General features: G+C 45.0%; 29 protein-coding genes. 15 read left to right on the top strand and 14 right to left on the bottom strand.

What is annotated here, in order from left to right; genetic code table 11:
* The first annotated feature begins 38 nt into the window (after window positions 1-38).
* Window positions 39-2,291 carry a PhoX family protein gene (locus AC13CK_RS14965; RefSeq protein ID WP_425879133.1) on the top strand — a complete coding sequence of 751 codons (2,253 nt, stop codon included), beginning with the start codon at window positions 39-41 and terminating at the stop codon, window positions 2,289-2,291.
* Window positions 2,292-2,347: 56 nt separating this feature from the next.
* Here the strand turns inward: AC13CK_RS14965 and AC13CK_RS14960 are convergent, their stop codons facing one another.
* Complete coding sequence (locus AC13CK_RS14960; RefSeq protein ID WP_224216923.1) at window positions 2,348-3,127, bottom strand: NRDE family protein; 780 nt, start codon at window positions 3,125-3,127, stop codon at window positions 2,348-2,350.
* 93 nt (window positions 3,128-3,220) lie between these two features.
* Here AC13CK_RS14960 and lgt point away from each other — a divergent pair, with 93 nt between their 5' ends.
* The 3 genes from lgt to AC13CK_RS14945 all read left to right on the top strand — a co-directional run bounded on the left by lgt (window position 3,221) and on the right by AC13CK_RS14945 (window position 4,894).
* Entirely contained in the window at window positions 3,221-4,030 is an 810-nt protein-coding gene (gene lgt / locus AC13CK_RS14955) for a prolipoprotein diacylglyceryl transferase (protein ID WP_005107931.1), read from the top strand.
* A 92-nt stretch (window positions 4,031-4,122) separates the two neighbouring features.
* Complete coding sequence (locus AC13CK_RS14950) at window positions 4,123-4,515, top strand: hypothetical protein (RefSeq protein ID WP_425879131.1); 393 nt, start codon at window positions 4,123-4,125, stop codon at window positions 4,513-4,515.
* Window positions 4,508-4,894: a hypothetical protein gene (locus AC13CK_RS14945; RefSeq protein WP_425879129.1), complete on the top strand. Its 387-nt coding sequence runs from the start codon at window positions 4,508-4,510 to the stop codon at window positions 4,892-4,894. Before AC13CK_RS14950 ends, AC13CK_RS14945 begins: the two co-directional genes overlap by 8 nt.
* Before the next feature lie 18 nt (window positions 4,895-4,912).
* On the opposite strand, the gene AC13CK_RS14940 is transcribed toward AC13CK_RS14945, so the two are convergent.
* Window positions 4,913-5,428 carry a hypothetical protein gene (locus tag AC13CK_RS14940; protein WP_005107935.1) on the bottom strand — a complete coding sequence of 172 codons (516 nt, stop codon included), beginning with the start codon at window positions 5,426-5,428 and terminating at the stop codon, window positions 4,913-4,915.
* Window positions 5,429-5,827: 399 nt separating this feature from the next.
* On the opposite strand from AC13CK_RS14940, the gene AC13CK_RS14935 reads away from it, so the two are divergent.
* The 7 genes from AC13CK_RS14935 (at window position 5,828) to msrA (ending at window position 10,289) form a co-directional block, all read left to right on the top strand.
* Window positions 5,828-5,953, top strand: a complete 126-nt coding sequence (locus AC13CK_RS14935) for a lipocalin/fatty acid-binding family protein (RefSeq protein WP_005245940.1) — start codon at window positions 5,828-5,830, stop codon at window positions 5,951-5,953.
* 3 nt (window positions 5,954-5,956) lie between these two features.
* Entirely contained in the window at window positions 5,957-6,157 is a 201-nt protein-coding gene (locus AC13CK_RS14930; RefSeq protein ID WP_425879127.1) for a lipocalin family protein, read from the top strand.
* A gap of 305 nt (window positions 6,158-6,462) precedes the next feature.
* On the top strand, window positions 6,463-7,305 hold the full coding sequence (gene thyA / locus AC13CK_RS14925) for a thymidylate synthase (protein ID WP_004278429.1): 843 nt from the start codon (window positions 6,463-6,465) through the stop codon (window positions 7,303-7,305).
* 199 nt (window positions 7,306-7,504) lie between these two features.
* Window positions 7,505-8,041 (top strand): dihydrofolate reductase, encoded by a 537-nt coding sequence (locus AC13CK_RS14920; RefSeq protein ID WP_482831284.1) that lies wholly within the window; start codon window positions 7,505-7,507, stop codon window positions 8,039-8,041.
* Complete coding sequence (locus AC13CK_RS14915) at window positions 8,041-9,090, top strand: Lnb N-terminal periplasmic domain-containing protein (protein WP_425879123.1); 1,050 nt, start codon at window positions 8,041-8,043, stop codon at window positions 9,088-9,090. The genes AC13CK_RS14920 and AC13CK_RS14915 overlap by 1 nt, the downstream gene beginning before the upstream one ends.
* Before the next feature lie 102 nt (window positions 9,091-9,192).
* Window positions 9,193-9,654, top strand: coding sequence for an META domain-containing protein (locus AC13CK_RS14910; RefSeq protein WP_005245935.1), 462 nt, complete (start codon window positions 9,193-9,195; stop codon window positions 9,652-9,654).
* 110 nt (window positions 9,655-9,764) lie between these two features.
* Complete coding sequence (gene msrA / locus AC13CK_RS14905; RefSeq protein ID WP_425879121.1) at window positions 9,765-10,289, top strand: peptide-methionine (S)-S-oxide reductase MsrA; 525 nt, start codon at window positions 9,765-9,767, stop codon at window positions 10,287-10,289.
* 64 nt (window positions 10,290-10,353) lie between these two features.
* On the opposite strand, the gene AC13CK_RS14900 is transcribed toward msrA, so the two are convergent.
* The 5 genes from AC13CK_RS14900 to AC13CK_RS14880 all read right to left on the bottom strand — a co-directional run bounded on the left by AC13CK_RS14900 (window position 10,354) and on the right by AC13CK_RS14880 (window position 14,013).
* Window positions 10,354-10,758 (bottom strand): ExbD/TolR family protein, encoded by a 405-nt coding sequence (locus AC13CK_RS14900; RefSeq protein WP_004278434.1) that lies wholly within the window; start codon window positions 10,756-10,758, stop codon window positions 10,354-10,356.
* Window positions 10,758-11,381 (bottom strand): MotA/TolQ/ExbB proton channel family protein, encoded by a 624-nt coding sequence (locus tag AC13CK_RS14895; RefSeq protein ID WP_005250649.1) that lies wholly within the window; start codon window positions 11,379-11,381, stop codon window positions 10,758-10,760. Before AC13CK_RS14895 ends, AC13CK_RS14900 begins: the two co-directional genes overlap by 1 nt.
* Window positions 11,382-11,406: 25 nt before the next feature.
* The gene (locus AC13CK_RS14890) at window positions 11,407-12,174 is read right to left on the bottom strand and encodes an energy transducer TonB (RefSeq protein ID WP_005103036.1); all 768 of its coding nucleotides are present in this window, start codon (window positions 12,172-12,174) and stop codon (window positions 11,407-11,409) included.
* A gap of 192 nt (window positions 12,175-12,366) precedes the next feature.
* Window positions 12,367-13,233 (bottom strand): formyltetrahydrofolate deformylase, encoded by an 867-nt coding sequence (gene purU / locus AC13CK_RS14885; protein WP_004647410.1) that lies wholly within the window; start codon window positions 13,231-13,233, stop codon window positions 12,367-12,369.
* A 48-nt stretch (window positions 13,234-13,281) separates the two neighbouring features.
* Window positions 13,282-14,013, bottom strand: coding sequence for a TetR/AcrR family transcriptional regulator (locus AC13CK_RS14880; RefSeq protein ID WP_180082934.1), 732 nt, complete (start codon window positions 14,011-14,013; stop codon window positions 13,282-13,284).
* A gap of 115 nt (window positions 14,014-14,128) precedes the next feature.
* On the opposite strand from AC13CK_RS14880, the gene AC13CK_RS14875 reads away from it, so the two are divergent.
* The 4 genes from AC13CK_RS14875 to AC13CK_RS14860 all read left to right on the top strand — a co-directional run bounded on the left by AC13CK_RS14875 (window position 14,129) and on the right by AC13CK_RS14860 (window position 17,998).
* Window positions 14,129-15,577 (top strand): coniferyl aldehyde dehydrogenase, encoded by a 1,449-nt coding sequence (locus AC13CK_RS14875; RefSeq protein ID WP_425879117.1) that lies wholly within the window; start codon window positions 14,129-14,131, stop codon window positions 15,575-15,577.
* Between the two features lie 165 nt (window positions 15,578-15,742).
* Window positions 15,743-15,979 (top strand): 50S ribosomal protein L28, encoded by a 237-nt coding sequence (rpmB, locus tag AC13CK_RS14870; protein WP_000048256.1) that lies wholly within the window; start codon window positions 15,743-15,745, stop codon window positions 15,977-15,979.
* Between the two features lie 12 nt (window positions 15,980-15,991).
* On the top strand, window positions 15,992-16,147 hold the full coding sequence (gene rpmG / locus AC13CK_RS14865; RefSeq protein ID WP_001205031.1) for a 50S ribosomal protein L33: 156 nt from the start codon (window positions 15,992-15,994) through the stop codon (window positions 16,145-16,147).
* 135 nt (window positions 16,148-16,282) lie between these two features.
* Entirely contained in the window at window positions 16,283-17,998 is a 1,716-nt protein-coding gene (locus AC13CK_RS14860; protein ID WP_336754564.1) for a cation:proton antiporter, read from the top strand.
* Window positions 17,999-18,257: 259 nt separating this feature from the next.
* Here the strand turns inward: AC13CK_RS14860 and AC13CK_RS14855 are convergent, their stop codons facing one another.
* The 7 genes from AC13CK_RS14855 to AC13CK_RS14825 all read right to left on the bottom strand — a co-directional run bounded on the left by AC13CK_RS14855 (window position 18,258) and on the right by AC13CK_RS14825 (window position 24,584).
* Window positions 18,258-18,536, bottom strand: coding sequence for a hypothetical protein (locus AC13CK_RS14855; RefSeq protein WP_004278462.1), 279 nt, complete (start codon window positions 18,534-18,536; stop codon window positions 18,258-18,260).
* 105 nt (window positions 18,537-18,641) lie between these two features.
* Complete coding sequence (locus tag AC13CK_RS14850; RefSeq protein ID WP_004278463.1) at window positions 18,642-19,145, bottom strand: DUF6586 family protein; 504 nt, start codon at window positions 19,143-19,145, stop codon at window positions 18,642-18,644.
* 194 nt (window positions 19,146-19,339) lie between these two features.
* On the bottom strand, window positions 19,340-19,591 hold the full coding sequence (locus AC13CK_RS14845) for an RNA recognition motif domain-containing protein (RefSeq protein ID WP_004729489.1): 252 nt from the start codon (window positions 19,589-19,591) through the stop codon (window positions 19,340-19,342).
* A gap of 83 nt (window positions 19,592-19,674) precedes the next feature.
* Window positions 19,675-21,663: an ATP-dependent helicase gene (locus tag AC13CK_RS14840; protein WP_336754563.1), complete on the bottom strand. Its 1,989-nt coding sequence runs from the start codon at window positions 21,661-21,663 to the stop codon at window positions 19,675-19,677.
* A gap of 160 nt (window positions 21,664-21,823) precedes the next feature.
* A complete protein-coding gene (locus tag AC13CK_RS14835; protein WP_425879107.1) occupies window positions 21,824-22,954 on the bottom strand; it encodes a glycerate kinase in 1,131 nt (376 codons plus the stop codon).
* Window positions 22,955-23,019: 65 nt separating this feature from the next.
* Window positions 23,020-23,775 (bottom strand): hypothetical protein, encoded by a 756-nt coding sequence (locus AC13CK_RS14830; protein ID WP_004647401.1) that lies wholly within the window; start codon window positions 23,773-23,775, stop codon window positions 23,020-23,022.
* 5 nt (window positions 23,776-23,780) lie between these two features.
* On the bottom strand, window positions 23,781-24,584 hold the full coding sequence (locus AC13CK_RS14825) for an NYN domain-containing protein (protein ID WP_034439084.1): 804 nt from the start codon (window positions 24,582-24,584) through the stop codon (window positions 23,781-23,783).
* Window positions 24,585-24,591 lie beyond the last annotated feature (7 nt).

Genomic DNA, 24,591 nt, shown 5'->3' with positions numbered 1-24,591 from the left:
ACACCACCAAGCACTTATTTTTTAATTGGGACTTTAAAATGAAAAATGAAGACATGATACCTTGCCAGGATCTGGTTGAAGACAGTAACAACTCAAACAACACGCACTTCCAAACGATTCTGGATCAATATACTAGCCGCCGCAGCTTTATTGCGAAAACTACAAGTGGGGCAATGGCATTAGCATTTGCAGCAACAGTAAGTGGTTGTTCAGATGATGATAATGATTCTGGTACACCTGACAGTAATCCAACTACACCGCCAGATACCACTAGCCCAGATCAACATGCCTGGAGTGATCTAAAAGCACGTCCGAATAAATTAGTCTTTGAACCGGTTCGCAAGAATACCCAAAACTTCTTCAGTGTTCCTGAAGGTTATGAGCTTAAAGTATTGTATGCAGTAGGCGATCCAATCAACCCTGCTTATCCAGAAAAGACCGATGCAACCTTAGCTTCTGGTGCTTCTTACCAGTTCCGTTCAGGCGATAACCATGATGGTATGAGCTTCTTCGGTATGCATCCAATCAATAAAAATTATGCTGCCAAAGAATCAACACAAGGTTTACTTGTTCTAAACCACGAATACCTACAACAATCTCAGCTCCATACACCAGAAGGTACAATTACCATCGATGGTGTACGTCCAGAAGATCAGGTACTCCGTGAAGTGAATGCGCATGGTGTTTCTGTTATTGAGATCAGCAAAGATGCAAATACACAAGACGTTAAAATCAACTTAAATTCTAATTTTAACCGTCGTATCACTGCAGCAACCGAGATGGAAATTAATGGGCCAGCGCGTGGTTCTGACTTAGTCAAAACTATTTTCTCACCAGATGGGACGTTAACTCGCGGTACCTTTGCCAATTGTGGTAATGGTTATACGCCATGGGGAACTTACTTAACGGCTGAAGAAAACTGGAGTGGTTATTTCGCTCGTCAAGCCAATGACACCCGCGCTATTGCAAAAGAAGAAATTTCATTATCACGTTATGGTCGTGGTGGTACTGATGCCCGTTCATCTCAATACCGCTGGAATACTCCTGTTGCTGAATTAACCGGTGATAAAGGACTTTATGATCGTTGGGATATTTCAGTTAAAGGCACAAATGCTTTAGCAGATTATCGTAATGTCATGAATACCTGTGGCTTCATTGTAGAGATTGATCCATTTAGCGCGACTACACGTCCAGTTAAACGTACTGCACTGGGTCGTTTTGCACACGAGGACTGCCGATGTAGTAACCCTATTCCGGGTCAGCCATTAGCTTTCTATATGGGTGATGACGCGACCGGCGAATATATCTATAAATTTGTTTCTGAAGCCGTCTGGGATCCAAAAGACGTCAATGGTGGTTATACCGCTGGTGATAAATACATGGATAAAGGGACATTATATGTCGCTAAATTCAATGATGACGGTACAGGTGAATGGGTAGAACTGACTCATGGCAAAAATGGTTTAACTACTGCTAATGAAATCTATCCATTTGCAGGCCAGGATGACATCGTCATCAATGCCCGTCTTGCTGCTGACCATGTTGGTGCGACCAAAATGGACCGTCCAGAATGGGTTGCCGTGAATCCCGAAAATGGTGAAGTGTATGTAACCTTAACCAACAACAGCAACCGTGGTCGTGCATATGAAACTGATGCTGCCAACCCACGTAGCTACATCGACTTTAAAGGTTCAAGCGCCAGCAATTCAGGCAATATGAATGGTCATATCATTCGTTTCAGTGAAGCTAAAAATACAGTTACAGCGACAAGTTTTGCTTGGGATATTTTCCTGTTCGGTGCAGAAGCACGTGCTGCTTCTAACATCAACCTGTCAGGTCTGGATGATTTAAATGACTTCTCCAGCCCGGACGGCATGTGGTTCGATCCGCGCGGTATTCTGTGGATTCAGACGGATGATGGTCAGTACACCGATGAAACCAACTGCATGATGCTGGCAGCACTTCCGGGTACTGTGGGTGATGGTGCTAAAGCGCTTGCAGCCAGCACCAAAGCAGAAGGACAGGAAACCTTTGTTGGTGCCAAACTCAGCAATGATCGTGTTCGTCGCTTTTTGACTGGTCCATCGGGTTGTGAAATTACCGGCGTGACTATTACCCCGGACTATAAAGCGATCTTTGTCAACGTTCAGCATCCAGGGGGTGCATGGCCAGCCAACCAAAGCGAGCGTTATAGCCGTTTAGGCAAAGTACCTCGCTCTGCAACTGTGGTCATTACCCGTAAAGATGGCGGCGCCATTGCGGGTGAGGCTTTGGAACAAGCAAGCGTATAAAAAAAGCTGTTATTCAAAAATGCCGACGTCAAGTCGGCATTTTTTATATCCGGTGATTATTTCAGGCTAATTATTTTCTCAATAGTTTGACCTGCGGTCGCACCTTGTTGTGACTTCTCGATCCAGTGCCATCGTCCCTGCTGCATTCTCAAAAAATTGGAGCATCGGGTGCCATAGGCCGGACTCTGAATAAAAGTCGAAGACAGCAGCTGTTCCATTTCCACGGAGATGCCGGTATCTGGCAGAAGTTCAGGAATCACCTTACGTTCATCTTCCAGAATATCCCAGACTGCATGACACAAATCTGCTTCTGCGATCTCCTGGTGTTGCAGCATCGGTAAAAATTCCTGGGTAAAGCGTTTACGTAAATGTCGGGTCTTGTACCAGTCTTCGCTCATTAGGCCATTCGAAACCACATAGACGCCATGCGCCAGTACTTGCGGTGCTTCACCGCGATTGCTCATATACACCGCCTGATCTTGATCCCCCACAAACAGGTTAAAGCCGGCATAGTCACACTGGCGTTGTTCCAGATCTTGCGCAAAACGAATCGGCGTTAAGTCAGAATCTAAAAAGTTCTGGATGATATGTCCACGTGAAGTCGGATAATGCCCTTTGTCCTGTCCATCACGAAAATTAGTAATCACCGCCCAGCGACCAGAAGCCGTAATACCCATCCAGGTACCGCCCGACTGTAAATCTTGCCCGGCAATTATCGGACTATTCTCCCATTCATGCAGCCCCTGCGTAGGACGCTGATAGAACTCATCCCGATTCGAAATCAGACATAATGGGCTCTGATCCAGAACCTTCCAAGCCAATGCCACGATACACATAATTTACGCTCTCGATCTTTACACATTGAATGTACAACATTTTTCTTTGCTTTAAGCTAAAATCTGTGCAAAACCGAATCACAAGGAACAGGAATGCTCACCTATCCCAATATTGATCCCGTTGCGATTTCGCTCGGGCCCTTACAAGTCCACTGGTATGGACTGATGTACTTACTGGCATTTTTATTTGCCTGGGGATTGGCGACGTTTCGCGCCAAACAACGTGGCTGGACACCGGATATGGTGTCTGACCTGATTTTCTTCGGCGCTCTCGGTGTGATCATCGGTGGCCGTGTCGGTTATGTCTTCTTCTACGGTTTTTCCCAGTTCCTGGCCGATCCTTTATGGCTGTTCCAGATCTGGACCGGTGGCATGAGTTTCCACGGCGGTTTCCTCGGGGTCATTCTGGCCATGTTATGGTGGTGCAAGAAATATAAGATGACCTGGTTCCAGACTCTGGATTTTATCGCACCCTGCGTACCAACAGGGTTGATGTTTGGCAGGATTGGTAACTTTATTGGCGGCGAACTGTATGGCCGTCAGGTGACCGACCCAAACTTTGCCTGGGGCATGATTTTCCCGACCGACCCGCTGCAACTGGTACGTCACCCATCACAACTGTATCAGGCACTGTGTGAAGGCCTGATCCTGTTTATTGTACTGTGGTGGTTCAGTTCCAAGCCGCGTCCACGTATGGCTGTTTCGGCCCTGTTCCTGATCGGTTATGGTCTGGCACGTTTTGTGGTTGAATTCTTCCGTGAGCCGGATAATGGCCAGCTGTTTATTGGCTGGATGAGCAAAGGACAATTCCTGAGCCTGCCAATGATCCTGATTGGCTTGTGGATGATGTGGTATGCCTACCAGAAGAAAATATATGACTGGGGTCCACAAAAAAATAGCTGAGAAAATCGCGTAATTTAGCGAGGCAACGACCTCGCTTTTTTATACTCAAAATATGCTAAAGTGCCGATTATCTCTTCTATTCTTTCATCATTATGCTTGAGTTCTGGTTTAATCCGCAGGTGTCTGTTCTCAAAAAACTGTTGATCTTTATTGTGATTGCTGTGATGGCTGCCGTGTTGTACTGGATGCAACCACTGCCCTTAGATTCGATTTTGATGTTTGTCGGGACCGGCATCATTTTTCTGATCTGTCGTTACTGCAAAATCCACTTTGCCAGCAAAAACCCGAGCGGTTTTTTATATAGATTACTGACTTGGATTCCAATTGCGCTATTAATTGCTTTAGTTTTTATGAATATGCAACAGGGTGAAATCCTGATTCCGGGTGCACAGGGCATTGCCTTTATGGCTCTGGCGATTTGCCTGTTTTCACCATTGTCGCTGCTCAATCAGAACAAATCAGATGCAGGTTCACCCCATGCTTGAGTTCTGGTATTCGGAACGCTGTAGCCGTCAAATCAAACTCATCGCCATCATCGCGACCTGTATTTTGATTTATACAGCATCAACTGTAGCCCAGTTAGATCCAGTATTTGTTGGGGTGAGTTTAGTGATTGGAATTGTCATGCATTTACTGCACCATTTCCGTCTGAAAATTTCGAAATCCAATCCCTATGCAAATGGCTTTAGCGCCTTGAGCCAGGTGATTCCCATCATTGCTTTAATTACCCTGTTTGGCTATTTGCCCGAACAGCAACAGCAATGGGGCAAATTTGCTTTGGGTCTGCAATGTCTTGGCTTTGCCGCGATTGGATTATTTATTGTTTCAATCTATGAAAGCCGTGCGAAGCGTTTTGAGGACTGATCACTTCGCAGTGTTTTCTTAGAAGTAAGTTTCCAGACGATAGTAACTATAAGTCACGTTTTTATTGCGATAAACCGCATGATCTCGCTGTTTAAAATCCGATACCCAGGCACTACCTGAATAAGCCGCGATATGTCCATATTTATGTCCCTGAGTACGGTCAATAATATAGATATCGCCTTTTTTCGGCCGATCAAAAGAAGCATTAATTTTCTTATAACCCAGCTGCATCAGGGTACTTCCCCAATCTGCTGCTGCGACCGGATGATTCACAATTTTCGCACCAGAGGATTGCAGACCGACACGAATACTGCGCGCACATTTCTGTGTACTGGTATTTCGGGTAATGCCTTGCAGATAACTGGTAAATTTCTCGATATTGATACGATGGCCATTGCTTACGCCTGAAGCGTTACGGACAGTGGCTTTTTGGGATGACTTTTTAGGTCTTTGCTCCGATTGGGAACGCACCATGATATTCGCTTGGACAGGAGCATATACTTCGCTCATGTTTACTTGATGATCATAGATCATGCCTTACCAACCGCTCCTCGCCTGTAATTTAGGCTTTCATATTGTTAACAAGCCGAGAATACTAGTCGTTTAAATGTTATCTTTCACATTAAAAATGTAAATAAATTTGTCTATTTTTCCGGCATTCAAATTAAGCGGTTCTTTCTCATACAGTTACAAAACCCATCATCTTTGCAAAAAAAATGTAAAGCAAAGCCAATTCCAATGCCTTGCAAAGCTTTTTCAGCCTGAAATACGCAAAATGAGTCCTTATCTTTTTCTACTCAAACGTGTGGATTTAATCTGTAGCTCGGCCATTTTCAGATAACATTTCACCACATGATTACATCATTTTGAGCTTTACCGCCTGTATTACACTGATGCGGCATTTTTAAACCTTGAACTAAACGGAGAAGAAAAATGAGTCAGACTTTAAGTACCGTTTCAAATTTTAATTTAGAACAATATTTAAGTACCTGGTATGACATTGCACACTTGCCGATGAAGCGCCAACCTGAAGACAGCACCGATATTTCTGCGGTATAGAGCTTGAATGAAAATGGCAAGGTGGATGAAGCCATTGCTGAAGCGATCATTGTCGATGCAGAACATCCCAAGCTTGAAATCAGATTTTTACCTGAAGGCTTGCATGGGATCCCGTTTACCAAGGGCGATTATTGGGTCTTAAAAATCGATCCGGATTATCAGACGGCACTCGTGGGCGAGCCGAATAAAGAATATTTATGGTGATTACATCGCGACACCAGTCTGGACGAAGCGACTCAACGCGAATATTTAAGTTATGCAGCACCCTTAGGTTATGATCTGTCTGATCTGATTCATACCGTCCATACGGGCCGTAAAACCGCTTAAACTGCAATCAAAAGACCTCTATCAGGAGGTCTTTTTTATTCTCAATTTGGGCGATGAAAGCTCATCAAAAAATGCTATGATGTGCGCAATTTAAATTGTCCCTTTCGACAGAAAATTGATTATAAAATAATCCGTTCTGCTGTTAAAACGGCAATTTTCAACAGATTCAAATAGAGAGAACTATGCGCCAATATCTTGACCTTTTACAACATATCCTCGACAACGGCGGCGATAAAGGCGACCGTACCGGTACAGGTACACGTTCGGTATTTGGTCATCAGATGCGCTTTGATCTTTCCCAAGGTTTTCCTTTACTCACCACCAAAAAAGTTCATTTCCGTTCTATCGTGATTGAACTGTTGTGGTTCCTGAAAGGTGATACCAATGTTCAGTATTTAAAAGACAATAAAGTCTCGATTTGGGACGAATGGGCGACCGCAGAACAGACTGCGCGTTTTGGCCGTCCTGAAGGCGAACTTGGTCCAGTTTACGGCCATCAATGGCGTAATTTTGGGGCCAGCAAAAATGCAGACAATAGCTATAACCAGGATGGTTTTGACCAGATCAAATGGTTGATCAATGAAATTAAAACCAATCCAAACTCGCGCCGTCTGATTGTATCGGGCTGGAACCCGAATGAAGCAGGTCAGGTCGCATTACCCCCTTGCCATACCCTGTTCCAGTTCTTTGTACACAATGGAAAATTGTCTTGTCAGTTGTATCAGCGCAGTGCTGATGTATTTTTGGGTGTGCCATTTAATATTGCCAGCTATGCCTTGTTGACGCATATGATCGCGCAAGTCTGTGATCTGGAGGTTGGTGACTTTGTCTGGACTGGTGGCGATACCCACTTGTACAGCAACCATTTTGAACAGGCACAATTACAGCTCAGCCGTGAGCCACTCGGCCTTTGTCAATTAAAACTAAATCCCGAGATTAAAGACCTGTTCGATTTCAAATTTGAAGATATCGAAATTGTCGGTTATGAATCTCATCCAGGAATTAAAGCCCCTGTCGCTGTTTAATTTTCTTTATTATAAAATTCCCTCTCCTCCTCGGAGAGGGCTAGGGAGAGGCCTTTTACCACGCGTGAATCGCCAACTCCTTTCAAAATATATTCCCGGCCCTAAAGCGTGAAGGCAATCAAGATAAATTGTGAACCTCTCCTTCGTACCAGTAAAAAATTACACGAAGGGCTTTGGGTTTGATGAGAAGGATCAATACATGTCATTTCAAGATTTAGAAGTTGTACACGTCGTCGCCATGGATCAGCAGCGTTGTATCGGCAAGGGCAATGACCTACCTTGGCATATCTCTGCCGACCTGAAACACTTCAAGGAAATCACCCAAGGCGGTGTGGTGGTGATGGGTCGCAAGACACTAGAGTCGATGGGACGTACTCTACCTAAACGGGTGAACTGGGTCATTACTCGTGATCCAAACTGGGCATTTGCAGGCACCAAAGTTGCTTATAGCATTGAAGATGCGTTGAGTCAGGCCGTGACAGATGTGAAGGCTTCAGAAAAGCCTGAAACCATTTTCATCATTGGTGGCGGTGAAATCTTTAAACAGACCATGGAGATCACAGACCGTCTAGAACTGACGCATGTCGAACTGGATGTACAGGGCGATGCCTATTATCCAGCGATTCCAGCAGAATTTAAAAAAGTCGCTGCCGAGCAACATATCGACGACAAAACCGGCATTGCTTTTGAGTTCGCAACCTACAGAAAATTAAACCTATTTCTCATGAAAAAGTGATGATGCAGGGACGCGAATATATTTCCAGGCACTGGAGTCTGTGGCTGCTGGGCAGTCTGTTTACTTTATCCGTCATTCTGTCGAGTTTGTGGCTCAGCCTGATGCTTTGGGTTCATCAACCCCTCGGAAAAATCGGCAGCTTGATGCTGATTGGACTCTGGCTGACCTTTGCACTGGTCGTTCTCGGGATTTATTTCACCCGGCATCTGATCTCCCGCCAAGTCGATAGCGTTCTTTATCTTCTGGCCTTTTTATTCTGTCTGCTGGGATATTTCAGTCTGGAAGCGCGTCAGGATCGAGAGTGGAATCCTGAGGTTTCCCAGCTTCTGCATTATGAGCAGCAAGGCGATCAGGTTACCTTACACAATATCCGCAACTTTGACTGGCAGGCCGATGGTCGCTATATCGAACGCTGGGAAAGCCGCAGTTTTGATCTGAATCAGATTACTGGCGTGAACATCATTACTTCCTACTGGATGGGGCCTAAAATTGCCCATACCCTGGTCAGCTTCGATTTTGCCAATCAAAAGCCACTCACCTTCTCGATTGAAATCCGCAAGGAAAAGAATGAAGAGTTTTCAGCGATTGGTGGCTTTTTCCGAAAATATGAACTGAGTCTGGTCGCATCGGATGAAAAGGATATTGTCTATACCCGTAGCAATGTCCGTGGTGAACAGGTCTATTTTTTCCCAGTCAAAATGCCGCAAGCTCAGGCTAAAGCTTTATTTAAAGAATATCTGCGTCAGGCCGATGAACTGGCCCAAGAGCCAAAATGGTACAATACCCTGACCAGTAATTGCACCACGCTGGTCTTTGATATGGTTCAGGCGGTATCGCAACAACAGCTACCCTCAGATTACCGGCTGCTGGCCTCCGGCTATTTACCAAATTATCTCTATGATCTCAAAGTACTGGAACAGTCTTGGGATATGCACACCTGGTATCAACGCGCGCATGTCAATCCACGGGTAGAACAGACCGCTAATCTCTCCAGTCAGGACTATTCAAGACTCATGCGACAAGGTCTACCGAAACCAGACATGCGATAACTGTGTAGCAAATCCACTTCAATAAAGATACAAAATCAACTGGAACCTTGATCATTTTTTTGTTTATATACAAATAGCTAGTCAATGATCAGAGTATCTCTCATGCTAAAAAAATTAACTGCAATCGCGATTTTAGGCTCGGTTTTAACGGTCATGGGCTGCGAAACTGTGCCTAATACAGCCACGACACAAACCGCGAATCATTTACAACTTTTGCAAAATCGTACCTGGATTGCGACCCAGATTGGTAATACTGAAATCAAGACTGCGCCAACCGCACGCAATGTTCCAAGTCTGCAATTTGATGCCAGTACCCAGCGCGTTTCAGGTTCAGATAGCTGTAACCGGATTATGGGCAGTTACACAGCAGCGAAAGACACGCTGACCCTGAGCCAAATGGCCACTACCCGTATGGCTTGCATGAACAACGATCAGCTTGATCAGAAATTTAATGAAGCTTTAGCCAAAGTGACGCATTATCAAGTATTTGGTAAAACCTTAAAATTACTGGATCGCCATGGGAATCTCTTGATCCAGCTAGAAAGTGCTGTTCAGCCGCGTTAATACTTCCCTACAAAAAGCCTGTATGGACAGGCTTTTTTATCTTTCATACTGATGAGCTTGAATTTAACCATCAGCCCGATTGAGTTATTTAATTGAATGAGGAATCAACCATGCAACAGGCACTTTTCGGTGGGGGATGCTTTTGGTGTACTGAAGCCGTATTTTTACAGATCCAGGGGGTTCAGCAGGTCATCAGTGGCTATGCAGGTGGGCACACAACTCAGCCAAACTATGATGATGTCTGTGGTGGCAATACCGGCCATGCCGAAGTCATTCTGATCGATTTCGATGAAAACCAGATTAACTATACCCAGTTGCTTGATGTATTTTTTGCGACCCATGATCCGACCACGCTAAACCGTCAGGGCAATGATGTCGGCACCCAGTATCGTTCTGTAATTTATTATCTGAATGATGAACAGCAGCAACAGGCGCAGCAGGCGATGGATGCCCTGAAAGCCGATGGCATCAATGTGGTAACTGAACTGAGCCCTGCCCCGACTTTCTATCCGGCGGAAGACTATCATCAAAACTTCTTTGCCAAGAATCCGACCCAGGGCTATTGCAATTTTGCCATTCCGCCAAAATTGAACAAATTACGCAGCAAATTTACCACCTTATTAAAAACCCATTAAGTTTCATGAAAAATGGGCATAAAAAAAGCGACTGCAATCAGTCACTTTTTTTATTATCTGAATCTTAGTTATCGGTTGCAAAGGCAATATCGCTGAGTCCGGCTCCACTCGCACGCGACATGACTTGCGCCACCGAGTCATAACGTGATTCTTTATCCGCTTTCAACACAATGGTCGGCTGACGTTCAGCTTGGCCCGCTTCATTAAAACGGGTTTCGAGCTGTTCCAGCGTCAATACATCACCATTCCAGGCAATGTCACCTTCGGCATTGATGCTAATCGTGACATTTTCAGGCGGCAGATCGATAATCTCCGCAGTCGTTTGTGGCAAGGTTAATGGAATTGATGGGTTCGCAACGGTCGCTGTCACCAGAAAGATGATCATCAATACCAACATAATGTCGATGAGGGGAATGAGGTTCATCTCATTCATGCCTACATCGTTGTCTTCACCCAGTTGAAAAGCCATTAAGCTTGACCTCCCACGAAACTCTGTTGTGTTACTTTTTCATCAGACTTTTTTGCAGCAGATTCCTGTTGCAGCATGGTATCAATCAACAGACCGTGTGCCTGATCCTGTAATTCATGAGCCAAGCCACGATTAGCACGTACACAGATGTTATAAGCCAGTACCGCAGGAATTGCGACTGCCAGACCTAAGCCCGTCATAATCAAGGCTTCACCGACTGGAGTTGCTACTTGTGCCAGACCAGCCTGACCACTTTTACCAACAGCAACCAGCGCATGGAAGATGCCCCATACCGTACCGAACAAACCGACAAATGGAGAGATCGATGCGATGGTACCCAAAACTGATACACCTTTTTCGGCATTGGCTTTTTCTGCTGAAATCTGGCGTAACAGCGCCTGTTCTGCCACTGCCTTACGCTGTTCAAAGCCCAAAGGAGCCAGTTTGGTTTTCAGTTGTTCCAATGCCTTAGATAACTGAGCATAGGCAATCTGTTTCAGTTGGCGAGTGCCCATCAAACGCAGCACAAATATGGTCCATGTCGCAATCGACATTGCCAATAACACGAAATACAGTGTTTTACTGACTGCATCAGCGTGTTGCCAATAAACTGAAAAGTTCATATTCGAACTCCTAATGGGTGAGCCGTTATTTAACCTGAAAATCGAAAGGCTGTTCCACGCGTGTTGGATAAGCCACACCATTTTCAACATATTTGGTGAGTTGTGCACGACGTACCGCTGCTTCTACTTTGCGCGTTACCGCCGGGCTACAACTTGAATTTCGTGCAGTCGCAGAGACCACTTTACCCTGCTCATTCGCTGAAACATCTACTACCAGTGAACAGGCTGATTTTAATTCACCTGCAGAGAGTGAGACTTTTGGTGAACGCTGCCAGGACACGCCCCCACCAATTGATACACTTTTCGGGGATGGCGGCGCAGCAGGTGCTGGCGGTGCCACAGGTGCAGGTGGCACGACTGGAGCAGGTGCCGGTTTAACTTTAGTTTCAGTGACCACTGTCGGTACAACCGGACTTGGGGTTGGTTTTGCTTCAACTGGCGGTGCTTTAACCACTTTTGGCGCTTCAGCCTTTTTCACCTGCTCGATTTTTTCTACTTTTTTCGGTGGTGGTGGCAGCGGTTTATCGACAATTTTGACTTCTTTCGGCTTAGGCGGCTCTTTTTGTGGCTCGGCCTTCGGCTTTGGCGGTAAAGGTTTTGGCGCTTCCTGGAGTTTTACAAAGCGCACTTTTAAGGGTTGCTTATCAATGGGTGTCAGCTCAGGTGCTTTCATCTGGCTGATCGCATATAACACACCCACATGCCCAACCAGTACAGCCGCCACGATAGAGATGACTTTCTTTTTCATCTGATTCGGCGGTGTAGGCATTTGGGGCGCAGCAACTTGACTCATTAAATCTATTACCTTGAGGAGATGATGTGGAACAAACTATCAAGCTCATCGGTTAGCACAATTAAAGTATGCCAATAATAAATGAGAAGTGTTTTCATTTGCAACCGCTAATCCTACCTTTGACTGACTTTTTTTGCATCAAAACAAAAAAGGCACACTAAAAGTATGCCTTTTTAAAACTCAATGCAAGTCTTATTGGAACACGACAGTCTTGTTGCCATCGACAATAATACGGTCTTCCAAATGCCATTTTACCGCACGGGCCAATACATTACGTTCCACGTCCTGACCGAGTTCACGTAACTGCTCAACAGTAAAGTCATGGTTCACGCGCTCCACATCCTGCTCAATAATCGGACCTTGATCCAGATCAGCAGTCACATAGTGCGCAGTTGCACCGATCAGCTTCACGCCTTTTTCATAGGCCTGTTTGTACGGATTGGCACCTACAAAAGCCGGCAGGAAAGAATGGTGAATGTTGATCACTTTCATTTCCCACTTGCTGACAAATTCTTCATCCAGAATCTGCATATAACGCGCCAGCACCAACAGGTCATTGCCCTGCATCAACTGGTCGATTTCTGCATAAGCTTCAGGTTTGTTGTCTTTGGTCACCGGCACAACTTCGAATGGAATGCCAAAATTTTCAACTGCTTCGCGTAAAGTCTCGTGATTCGATACTACTTTGGTAATTTCACAAGGCAGACCACCACGCGCATGACGCCATAACAGCTCAAGCAAGGCATGATCGACTTTAGACACCAGAATACCGACTTTTTTCACATCACTGACCAGAGCCAGACGCCATTGCATGCCATAGCGTTCTGCCACATTCGCTGCAAAAGTCTGGATAATACTTTCTTTACGACTTTGAAGATTATCGAGTTCAAATTCAACGCGCATGAAGTAACGTCCGCCCTGCGCTGCTGTCGCATATTGGTCAAGCGCAGTAATGTTGGCACCTTGATGATACAAGAAGCTCGAAACAGCCTGCACGATGCCCGGCTTGTCTTCACAAGTAATCAATAAACGTGCGGTGTTAGCAGTCGTCATATTCATGTTGGTTTAAGTCACTAATCAGTTAAATTAAAAAATAAGCCGAGTATTCTAGCGCGTTTCTTGGATATTCTGAATAGTTTGTTCAGATTCAGAGTCTTTAGACGACGACAGGCTGGCAAAAAGTTCCGAAGAGCCCAAACTATTCAATAAACCTTCATAGGTTTGACGACTTTCACCACGTAAATACGCCCCTTCCAGGAATACCATCTGGCGCAGTGCCTGCCAAACCCATTTTTCTTCCAGGGTATTGGAATCGGTCAGATGACCTGACATATACAGGAAATTGGTCCAGTTGGTCAGCACAATCCACAGGTTAATAATCAGTGCTTCAATCTCTGAATCGGTCATGTCCATCAGGCCTGCATTAACAAAGCCTTTATAGATTTTCTGGCCCTGCTGCATCACCTGACCGGCAAAGCGTGGATACATCTTGCGAAAATCTTCGTTATTTTCTACCAGATGATAGACATCACGATGCAGGAAACGGTAAGCCCATAACTGGCTGCTCAGTACCTGAAAATAATGCACCTTGTCATTGGCATCCAGCGCACGGTCATCCGGCAGCGCCAGCATTTCCAGGGTCTGGTGCTGGTACTGTTCCATCAATTCTTTAATAATTTCATTTTTATTGCGGAAATGATAATACAGGTTACCCGGGCTCATGCCGAGTTCAGCCGCAATGTGATTGGTGGTTACCGATCGTTCGCCACGCTCGTTAAACAGCTGCAAACTGAGCTGCAAGATACGCTCTTTAGTTTTTAAGGTTTTGGTTTGGGACATCCTAAAATAACCATTCAGTTCATGCATTAGCAGGCTAACACACAAAGTCACTTGACTAATTAGAGTATTTGCTCTAAAAATTAATTAATCGATTTTTGAATAATGGTAGTGCGGCATGAACAGTCACACAAAAACAACATCAATGACACCACATTTTTTTGATAGCCAATATCTGAATGAAGTCTTGGCGCAACAAAAACACGCTTACTTACACTACCCTCTGCCGACTGCAAAGGAACGTATCGATCGTTTAGCTCGACTTAAGCGTATCTTAGTTAAGTATCAAGATCAATTTGCTGATGCAATTAATCAGGACTATGGTAACCGCTCAATCGGGGAAACCAAGATTGGTGAACTGCTCACCTGTCTGGAACATATCAAATATTATAGCAAAAACCTGACCCGGTGGATGAAACCTTCCAAGCGTCATGTGGGCATTATTCATCAGCCGGCTAAAGCCTGGGTACAATATCAGCCTTTGGGTGTGGTCGGGATTATCGCACCGTGGAATTATCCGCTGTTGTTGTCGATTGGCCCCCTGATTTGCGCACTGGCGTCCGGCAACCATGCCATGATCAAAATTTCTAGTGCATCCGCTGCTTTTGGTGAAGTTCTGGAAAAGGCTCTGGCTGAAGCCTTCCCTAAAGAATTGGTCGCTGTGGTGAATGGTGGTGGTGTGATTTCAGATGCTTTCTGTCGTTTGCCTTTCGATAAACTGATTTTCACTGGCTCAACTGCAGTCGGTAAAACCGTCATGGCAGCCGCTGCCGAAAATCTGGTTCCGGTGATTCTGGAACTGGGCGGTAAATCGCCGGTACTGGTACATCCATCGATTGATCTGCGTGATGTCGCGCAGCGGATTGCCGTGGGCAAACTCTGGAATGCCGGTCAGACCTGTGTCGCCCCAGATTATATGTTCTTGCCTCGTGGCAAGACGGCTGAGTTCATTGATCACTTTAAAGCCTGTGTCGAAAGCATGTATCCGGATATCACCCATAATCAGGATTACACCTCGATTATCAATGATAAGCAGTATAATCGTCTGCAAGGTTATCTGGATGATGCACGCGAACAGGGTGCGCAAGTCATTGAAATTAATCCGCGCAGTGAAAACTCGGCTGATCTGCGCAAGATTGCACCGACCATCGTGACCAATGTCACCCCGATAATGCAGATCATGCAGCATGAAATCTTTGGTCCGCTGTTACCGATCATGGAATATGATCAAATTGACGATGTCATCGACTTTATTAATAGCCGTCCACGCCCACTTGCTTTATACTACTTCGACTTTGATCAGGCGCGTGCCGATTATGTCGCACAGCGTACCCATTCAGGGCATTTCGGGCAAAATACGGTACTGACCCATGTTGCGCAGGACGATCTACCATTTGGGGGTGTCGGTGCATCAGGTATGGGTAAATACCATGGCCCAGAAGGCTTCTTCAGTTTGTCGCATGAACGCTCAGTAATGTCGAATCCAAAGCTGTATAGCTTGAAATACATTCTGCCACCGTTCAATAAACCGATTCACAAGCTGATTTCGAAGACACTTCTCCGCTAAATGATCAAGGCATGAGCTATCGATATAGTTCGTGCCGCGTTTTGACGAAAATCGCTTGTCTTTTAAGCGCATTTTTGATATAAAACGCCCCTTGAATGATTTCAATCCGTTTATTTTTGACTGGCCATACAGATTTGCTGTTGGCTAAATCAATGGAGTTACACCATGTCTAAGGTTTGCCAAGTTACCGGCAAGCGTCCAGTCGTTGGTAACAACGTCTCACACGCCAACAACAAAACTAAGCGCCGGTTCGAGCCGAACCTGCATCACCACCGTTTCTGGTTAGAAAGCGAAAAACGTTTTGTACGTCTTCGTTTAACCACTAAAGGTATGCGTATTATCGACAAATTGGGCATTGAAAAGGTTGTTGCTGACCTACGTGCTCAAGGTCAAAAGATCTAAGGAGTCTGAACCATGCGTGATAAAATTCGCTTAGTTTCTTCAGCTGGTACAGGTTATTTCTATACCACGACTAAGAACAAACGTACTATGCCGGAAAAAATGGAAATCAAAAAATTTGATCCAAAAATCCGTCAACACGTAATCTTCAAAGAAGCTAAAATCAAATAATTTTAGTTTCTTTAAAAAAACGACCTTTGCGGGTCGTTTTTTTTTGCACTTTTTTTATCCGGCTTGATAAACTTTCTGCATGTTTTGGCACTTTTTGTGCTTATTTCCCAGCAAACCTAGCTAAAGGAGTATTTAGTGCCACATGACGTAGAGCTCATTATATTACTGGCTGTTGGTTTTGGCTTAGCTTTGGTCTTTGGCTATCTCGCTGCACGGCTACGTCTTCCCCCTTTGATCGGCTATCTCATTGCCGGCATTCTGATTAGCCCCCACACGCCCGGTGTGGTCGGTGATATTCATCTGGCCAACCAGTTGGCAGAGTTAGGCGTCATGTTCCTGATGTTTGGTGTCGGGATGCATTTTTCCCTGAACGATCTGATGCAGGTACGCCGGATTGCCCTGCCTGGTGCGATTTTACAGATTGCGGTTGCCACCTTGCTCGGGGTCGGAGTTTCGATGCTGTGGGGCTGGAGCTTTGGCTCAGCGCTGGTCTTCGGCCTAAGCTTGTCCTGTGCCAGTACCGTGGTGCTACTCAAAGCGCTTGGTGATCGCGGCCTGCTCGATTCGATCAATGGCCGGATTGCCGTTGGCTGGTTGCTGGTCGAAGATCTGGTCATGGTCTTGGCGCTGGTACTGTTACCTGCCACTGCGGTGCTTTTAGGTGGGCAAGCGCTGGAAGGCGCAAGCGATGAGAATATCTGGCTCACCTTAGGGATTACCCTGCTCAAAGTCGCAGGCTTTATTGCCTTCATGCTGATTATTGGTAAACGCCTGATTCCGATGATCATACAGGTGGTGGCACGTCTCGGTTCACGTGAGCTGTTTACCTTAACCGTGGTGGCTGCTGCTGTTTCGATTGCCTTTGGTGCCTATAAAGTCTTTGGCGTGTCGATGGCACTGGGTGCTTTCTTTGCCGGAATGGTGGTGAAAGAGTCCGATTTTAGTCATCGTGCCGAAGAAGAAACCTTGCCACTGCGTGAAATTTTCTCGATTTTATTCTTTGTTTCCGTCGGCATGCTGTTTGATCCGCGCATTTTGCTGGAACAGCCTTTACATGTACTGGCCGTGGTCGGGATTATCATGATTGGCAAGACTATTGCCGCCATGGCACTGGTGCTGTTCTTTCGCTATCCGATCAATACCGCCTTAACCGTCGGTGCTTCTCTGGCACAGATTGGTGAGTTCTCCTTTATTTTGGCTGCACTCGGTGTTTCACTCAACCTGCTTTCGCTGGAAGGTCAAAACCTGATTCTGGCAGGTGCCTTGATTTCGATTACCCTCAATTCCTTTATCTTTTCCGCAATTGAGCCAGTACAGAAATGGATTCGGGAACGCTCGACCCTGGCACGTTTACTGGAACGCAGTGGTGACCCTCTGGCAATGTTACCCGATGAAGTCTCACAGGATTACCTGCGCGATCAGGTGGTGATTATTGGCCATGGTGAGGTCGGTCGTCGCATTACCCGCTCATTGATGGAAGAAAACATCAAGGTGGTCATTGCCGAAGAAAACCGTGACATCGTCGAAAATCTGCGTGAAAAAGGTATTGCTGCGGTGTCTGGTGTTGCTACTGAAGCCGGGGTCCTGATTCAGGCACATATTCAGCATGCGCGCTTACTGGTCATTTCCCCTATGGATATCATCGATATTCATAAAATTGTCGACATTGCCAAGACCTTGAATCCACAAATTCAGGTACTGGTCTGTGCAGAAAGCAAGGAAGAAGCTGAAGCCATTCGTCGGGATAATATCGGTGCGGTTTATTATGCCAAAGAAGAAATGGCAAAAAATATGAGCAATCATATTTTGAACCAGATTGAGATCGCGCATCAGCATACGCCTTCTCATTAAAGTTTTTCTTTTAATCAACACCAAATAAAAAAGTTGTCGGATCTGGCAACTTTTTTATGGACATCAATATATCTCCGAGCCTAAGATTTTATTAACTCAATGGCTTCAGACTGCTCATGACCCAAATTTTAAAATAATGATTTTTCATCTTCATTTTAAATGAACGTCTTTGTGATACTTAAAATCTGCCTAATTTAATAACCTATAAAACTCAAAAAGCACACCAATAGTAGTGTGCTTTCTAAATAAATTTCAACGATTAACTCATATACTTTGGTTCTTCATCCACAACTTCAGCCTGCCACTCATTGACCTGCTGTTCCAGCAAACCATAGAGTGCTGCCTGAATCATCTGTTGCGCAATCACGGGGGTCTGCTCTCCAAGTAGAGCTTTCACCTCATCATTAAATTGAATCATGACCAAAGGCTGTTTATGTGAGCCTGCATTGCGTAGAGCCAACGCGCCACCTTCAAGTTGAACGAGTTCTAAAATCGCGTCTTGATTACCAAATAAATCTTTCAACTGTTCTATAGACATATATCCTCCATGTTCAACATGGTGGCAAAGCACCGGGTGCACTTTGCATCATTAGAGTAATTGATATAGGGTTAAAAATTGCATTTTCAAGTACAGCCGATCCGATTAAAATTCAATCATCTCATTACGAAAACCATCAATTAATTGGGTCAGGTCACGATGCCACTCTCTCAATATAGCAGTATCAGGTAACCATGCTTGTGGAGACTGTGTGACTTTAATGATGAGATTTGAGGAGGTTTCGTCTTCAGGTTCTGGGGTACTTGGTTCGGGCGCATACTGGCACAGACGGTAAGCGCGTTTCAGTTCAGCAATGAAACCACTCTTGGATAAATGTTGCAGCACCGCCACTTCTGGCGAAATTTGGCCTTTGGCCGCCATCAATTCTTCGATCGATTTTAAGGTTGGATGAGGATCATTCAGGCGATAGTAACGCACCAGTTCCTGTAAAAATGCTAACAAAGCACCATGCAAATGAAACACAGTTGCTTCACGTTGTGCCTGAGCCTGTTGTACATGTTCGGTTTGCTCTGCTTGCTGGCAGGATAGACGGGCAAAATACAGTTTTTGATTGGTACGGTCCGCATGATAGCGAGCAACACGGGTCATCGAGATTTCCTAAGGTTTAAAACAAATTTTGGCTTTTATAAAGTAAAAGGTTCGCCTGCATTTCGCAATCAAAAGATGTTCGGACTGAATCAATCCAGCACTGAAATTCAGAGCATTGAACTCACTAATTAAGTACGGCGATACTAAATTGTAGCCATAAAAAAAGGAGCCTATCAAGTGCTCCTTTTTTGAGTTTAAGCCTGAGGCTTGTCTTCTGCGGCTTTCACGCGGATGCCATGTCCGTGTAGGCGTAAAGTGTTCAGGCCTTTAATGGCTTTGACTGCTTCACGGCCATGCGGCATTTCTACAAAAGCAAAACCTTTTGATTTGCCTGTTGCTGCATCAAGCACCAAAGTACAGGTCTCCACTGTGCCATATTCCTGGAACAGTTTCAGTAATTCGGCTTCTGTGACCGTACGTTCTAAATTACGAACTAAAATTTTCATCTTACAACCTTAAGAAGATAGGCAAAAAATATCAAAAAGCACGCGCCTACTCTACTTTTTGCATGAAACAACTTTGCCATAGTTTAATCGAGATCAATCCCAAAATCTAAATTAATCGACTTGCGTTCAATCAAGGCACTTTTTACCGTTTGCTGCCGGGTCTTGTAATGGGTTTCTGTGGTGCATAAATGCCGGGTGAGATCATTCAGGAAATAGCTTTCGACTTTACGCCCCTGCTCATCGACCGTTTCCCGCGCCCAATGATTCAGGTTCTGTTTGGTCAGAATCAATTCATTTTTTGCCCGGGTCAACGCCACATATAGCACACGACGTTCTTCTTCGACATCATCAAAGTCACCCTGAGCACGTGCATGCGGGTAATTGCCTGGCGTGACATTGGCCACATAACAAACATTTTGTTCGGTGCCTTTGGCCGAGTGAATGGTAATCAAGGTCACCACATCATGGTCCGACTGGCGTTCAATTTCCGAGATTGACACCGGATCCAGTACATATTCCTCTAAAAACTCACTCAGCTGCGAATGCTTGGAGGCCAGCTGTTTGACCAGTTCAAAATCACTCTGGCGACGTGGCCAATCCTTTTTATAGTTTTCCGCCAACTGCGATTCAATCGCCTGAATCGCAAGACCGACACAGGCTTGCACTTCGCCTTTGAGCACACTCATCTGCTGCATGATCAGAATGGTTTCTAATGGTATCTTGCCAAATTTTTCCAAATTATCTGCAATAGCTTCCATTTCCGGTTCAGCCAATAACTGCTGCGATAGCTTACTGGCACCCACATCACCAACACCATTCCACAGGGTCAAGAAACGCATCCAGGCGATATCATCCAGCGGATTGGCGACTACGCGCAGCATGCTGAGCAAATCTTTGACATGCGCCGTTTCCAGCAGCTTCATGCCACCAATAAAGCGATACGGCACATTAGCCGCGATACAGGCTGCCTCAATATGCCGTGCGGCAAAACTGGAACGAACCAGCACCATATGCTCGCCCCACTTACTACCTTGCAGATAATGACGCTCTTTAATATCAATCGCGATCCATTTGGCTTCATCAAACTCATTCGGGAAAATATGCATGCGCGGCTTTACACCTTCTCCGCGATACGCTTCCAGACGTTTGTCATATTTGATTTCAGACTGATCGAGCAGCCAGTTGGACAGATCCAGAATTTCCTGGGTCGAGCGGTAGTTTTTTTCTAATTTAAAAATCTGCGCATCTGGCACACGTTCTTTGAAATGGTGAATATTTTCAAAGTCTGCACCACGAAAGCCATAAATCGACTGCGCATCATCACCGACACAGAACAGGCTGATCCGGTCTTTCAGTGGCTCCAGCAAAGCCCATTGCAATGGATTGGTATCCTGCATTTCATCGACCAGCATATGCCGACAGATTGAAGCGACATAGTCGACCAGACCTTCGGACTGTGCCAGCGCCGTAGCTACTACCGCCAGAATATCGTCATAATCCAGAAAACTTCGCGCTTGCTTACGTGCTTCATATTCTTTCATAATTTCGGCAATCTGGTCCTTTAAGGCCAGATATTCCGGCATCTGTTTTTCCAGCGCCAGACTGAGCTTTTGCCGGGTATTCCTTGCAAAAGAATACAAATCACATAATTCCTGAGGCTTCGGCAGATGATTGGGATTTTTCTTGTCATCACGGCCGCGAATCAAACGAAACATCATCAACTGATCATCACGATCAATAATCGAAAACTGTTCCAGACCAAAAGCTTTCGGAATACGGCGCAGCAGATACATACAGAAGGTATGAAAGGTCGAGGCCCGCAGTCCCTTGGCTTGTTCACCCAGTGCAAGTTCGACACGCGCCACAATTTCACTGGCTGCACGGCGGGTAAAGGTCAGAATTTGAATCTGGTTGGCAGGCACACCCTGCTCAATCAAGTAAGCTGCGCGTGCCACGATAGTCTTGGTTTTGCCACAACCTGCCCCGGCCAGCACCAAACTGTGTTTTGCTTCTGTGGTCGCTGCTTGCTTTTGTTGGGGGTTTAATTCATCAATCAGGGTGGCTAAACTCATTTTCACTCATCATTTTGTGGATGTATGTAGTTTAACAGATCGCTTCCAGAATTATGTCTTTTCAGTTGTCCTGAAACTGTCTCCAATTTTATTTCCTGATTTGATATTAGCTAACGACAGGGCGTGCTGGATTACAGGAGAGAGAAATACTTTCACTCTGTCAAAAGATTTTAACTATCTCAACGACAGCTTTCTCCAAGTTCATTTCTGCATTATTTAAGGCTTCCTCTAAAGGACAATCTGGCGGATTAATCCCAACAATCTGGCTAAATCCTGACTCAAACAAATCCTCAATCCCTTCACCGACTAGACCCGCAAAAGCAATCACCGGTTTATTGAAGTGTTTTGCAACCTGCGCCACACCAAATGGCGTTTTGCCAAATTTGGTTTGAAAATCAATTTTACCTTCCCCGGTAAACACATGATCTGCTTGCGCTATTTTCTCGTTGAGTTGAACCTGTTCAATCATCAGCTCTACACCTGATCGAATGGAAGCAGCAGTGAATGCCATTAAACCAAAACCCAATCCACCGGCAGCGCCCGCACCTGCAACATGACGATGATCATGGCCAATCTGCCCAGCGACTACATCGGCGAAATGACAGAGGTTTTGATCCAACTGCTTGACCATTTCAGGCGTTGCACCTTTTTGTGGTCCAAAGATTATCGATGCACCATTTGGTCCACACAGTGGATTGTTGACATCCGATGCAATGATTATTTCAGTATCTGCTAAACGTGGATCAAGTTCGGATAAATCCATTGATTTGACCAGATCTAAGTTTCCACCACAGACCTGAATTGACTCACTCTTATAATTTAGAAACCGCACACCCAGTGCTTGCGCCATACCAGCACCTGCATCATTGGTAATACTGCCACCGAGCCCAATGATGATTTTTTTCACACTCAAGTCCAATGCCTGTTTGATCATTTCTCCTGTACCATAGGTCGAAGTGAGCATCGGATTACGCTGTGAAGGCTTCAATAAATGAATGCCATTAGCCTTGGCCATTTCAATCACAGCAGTTTGACCTGCATCAATCAAACCCCAATAGGTCTGAATACGTTGCTCAGGCAGTGGTCCGGTCACTTCACATGCAATACTTTCCCCCTTCAAGCTTGAAATCAGTGCATCGACCGTGCCTTCACCGCCATCAGCCATTGGCACATGAATAATATTGGCATCCGGAATGACGTTCTGAATACCGCGTTGCATGGCCTGACAAGCCTGCGCAGCAGACATGCTTTCTTTAAACGAGTCAGGAGCAAGCACAAAGGTGAGCGGCATGGTGTGATCTTTTATCCACAAATGAAGTCTAAATTGTGGATAAATCCAGCACTATCCACAAGTCTTTATTTCCAGCCCAGTTCAATTGCAGTTATCTCATTAATCAAGGTTTGATTTAAAGATTCTGGCATTTTACTGGTGGTTTGAGACAGTGGAATATGTCCTGCCATCAGCTCCGCCTTGGTTTGCGGAAATAAGGGTTGCTGATCTGGAAATGCATAACCCAGCGGATAAATCGGTTGACCTGTCGCTAAATCATATTTATCCGAAGCGCCAAAGGCATGCAGCAATTCATGCACCAATACAATTTTATTCTGTTCAGTTTGTTGTTTGGATGCAAATAGATTTATCGAACCAATCCGGCCTTTTTGCAAAGCAGTGGAATGTTTCAATTGCTTGGTCTGCACAGGATCATAGTAATTTAAAAATAAAGTCACATTAGCTGAAGGGTCTGAACTCTGTCGCTGTTTCCAGGCATAGAACCGGAATTTTAAACTCCATAAAACCGTATCGATGAGCGAGTCTTGCTCAGGGACTTTGGGTGGTAGAACTTGAAGCTCACGGCCTAAATTAAAATAAAAATAAGTCGGCTGTCCACGATACTGCTGAGCTGCTTTTTCCAGATATTCCCGTGCTCCATTCAGGTCCTGAGCTGACAGTTGCTGGATATATTGCTGTGTGGTCGGTAATCCATCGGCATTAATCGGATGCAGCAACACAATAATCGGCTTTGACCAGTTCTGGTTTTGATCACGATAGGCATTGACCGCGACAATCAATAAGATGATTAATAAAATCAGAATCCGAATCTTTTTCCACATATCGATTACACACTCTGCTTTTTCATTTTTCTTAAATACATCTGACTCATTTCTATTTTTGTTTCAAATAAATTTAAAGTTTTTATTAATCCTGACAATTTGGCTCTACCATAGTTACGAGAGTCAAAATCAGGCTTTACTGCACTGATATACTGCCCGACCATCCCTAAATTCGCCCATCCATTATCATCGGCATTATCTTTTACAGCTTTATAAATTAAGTTAAGCGTAGCTCGATCCATCCCTTCAGGTAACTGAATTTCCTTTTGCGCAGATATAGTTTTTTGTCCATTAGTCTTGATAATCTCCGAAACTTTTTTATCTATTGATCCTGTTTCTTCACCATCCTCATTATTTTTAATTTCACTATCTACAAGTAAGTTTTCGATATAAATGAACTTGTCACAGGCTTTCTTAAATGCTTCAGGCGTAGCTTTTTTGCCAAAGCCATACACTGTTAGACCATTTTCACGAATACGTGAAGCTAAGGGCGTGAAATCGCTATCGCTGGATACGATACAAAATCCATCTAATGCACCTGCATAAAGTAAATCCATAGCATCAATGATCAGGATCATATCCGTCGCATCTTTACCCTTGGTATAAGCGAATTGTTGTACCGGAGTGATGGCATGAGGAAGGAGTACATCTCGCCATTTCTTTAACGTTTCGCTGCTCCAGTCCCCATACACACGTTTGACACTGGCAATTCCATATTTCGCAACTTCCTCCAATACCGATGAAATCGCGTTGATAGAAGAATTATCCGCATCGATTAATACAGCGAACTTTTTTGTCTGAATATCCACATCCACC

The sequence above is a fragment of the Acinetobacter sp. L-24 genome, assembly GCF_056857555.1.
The sequence above is the reverse complement of the archived record's forward strand: the minus strand, read 5'-3'. Positions and strand labels throughout refer to the sequence as shown.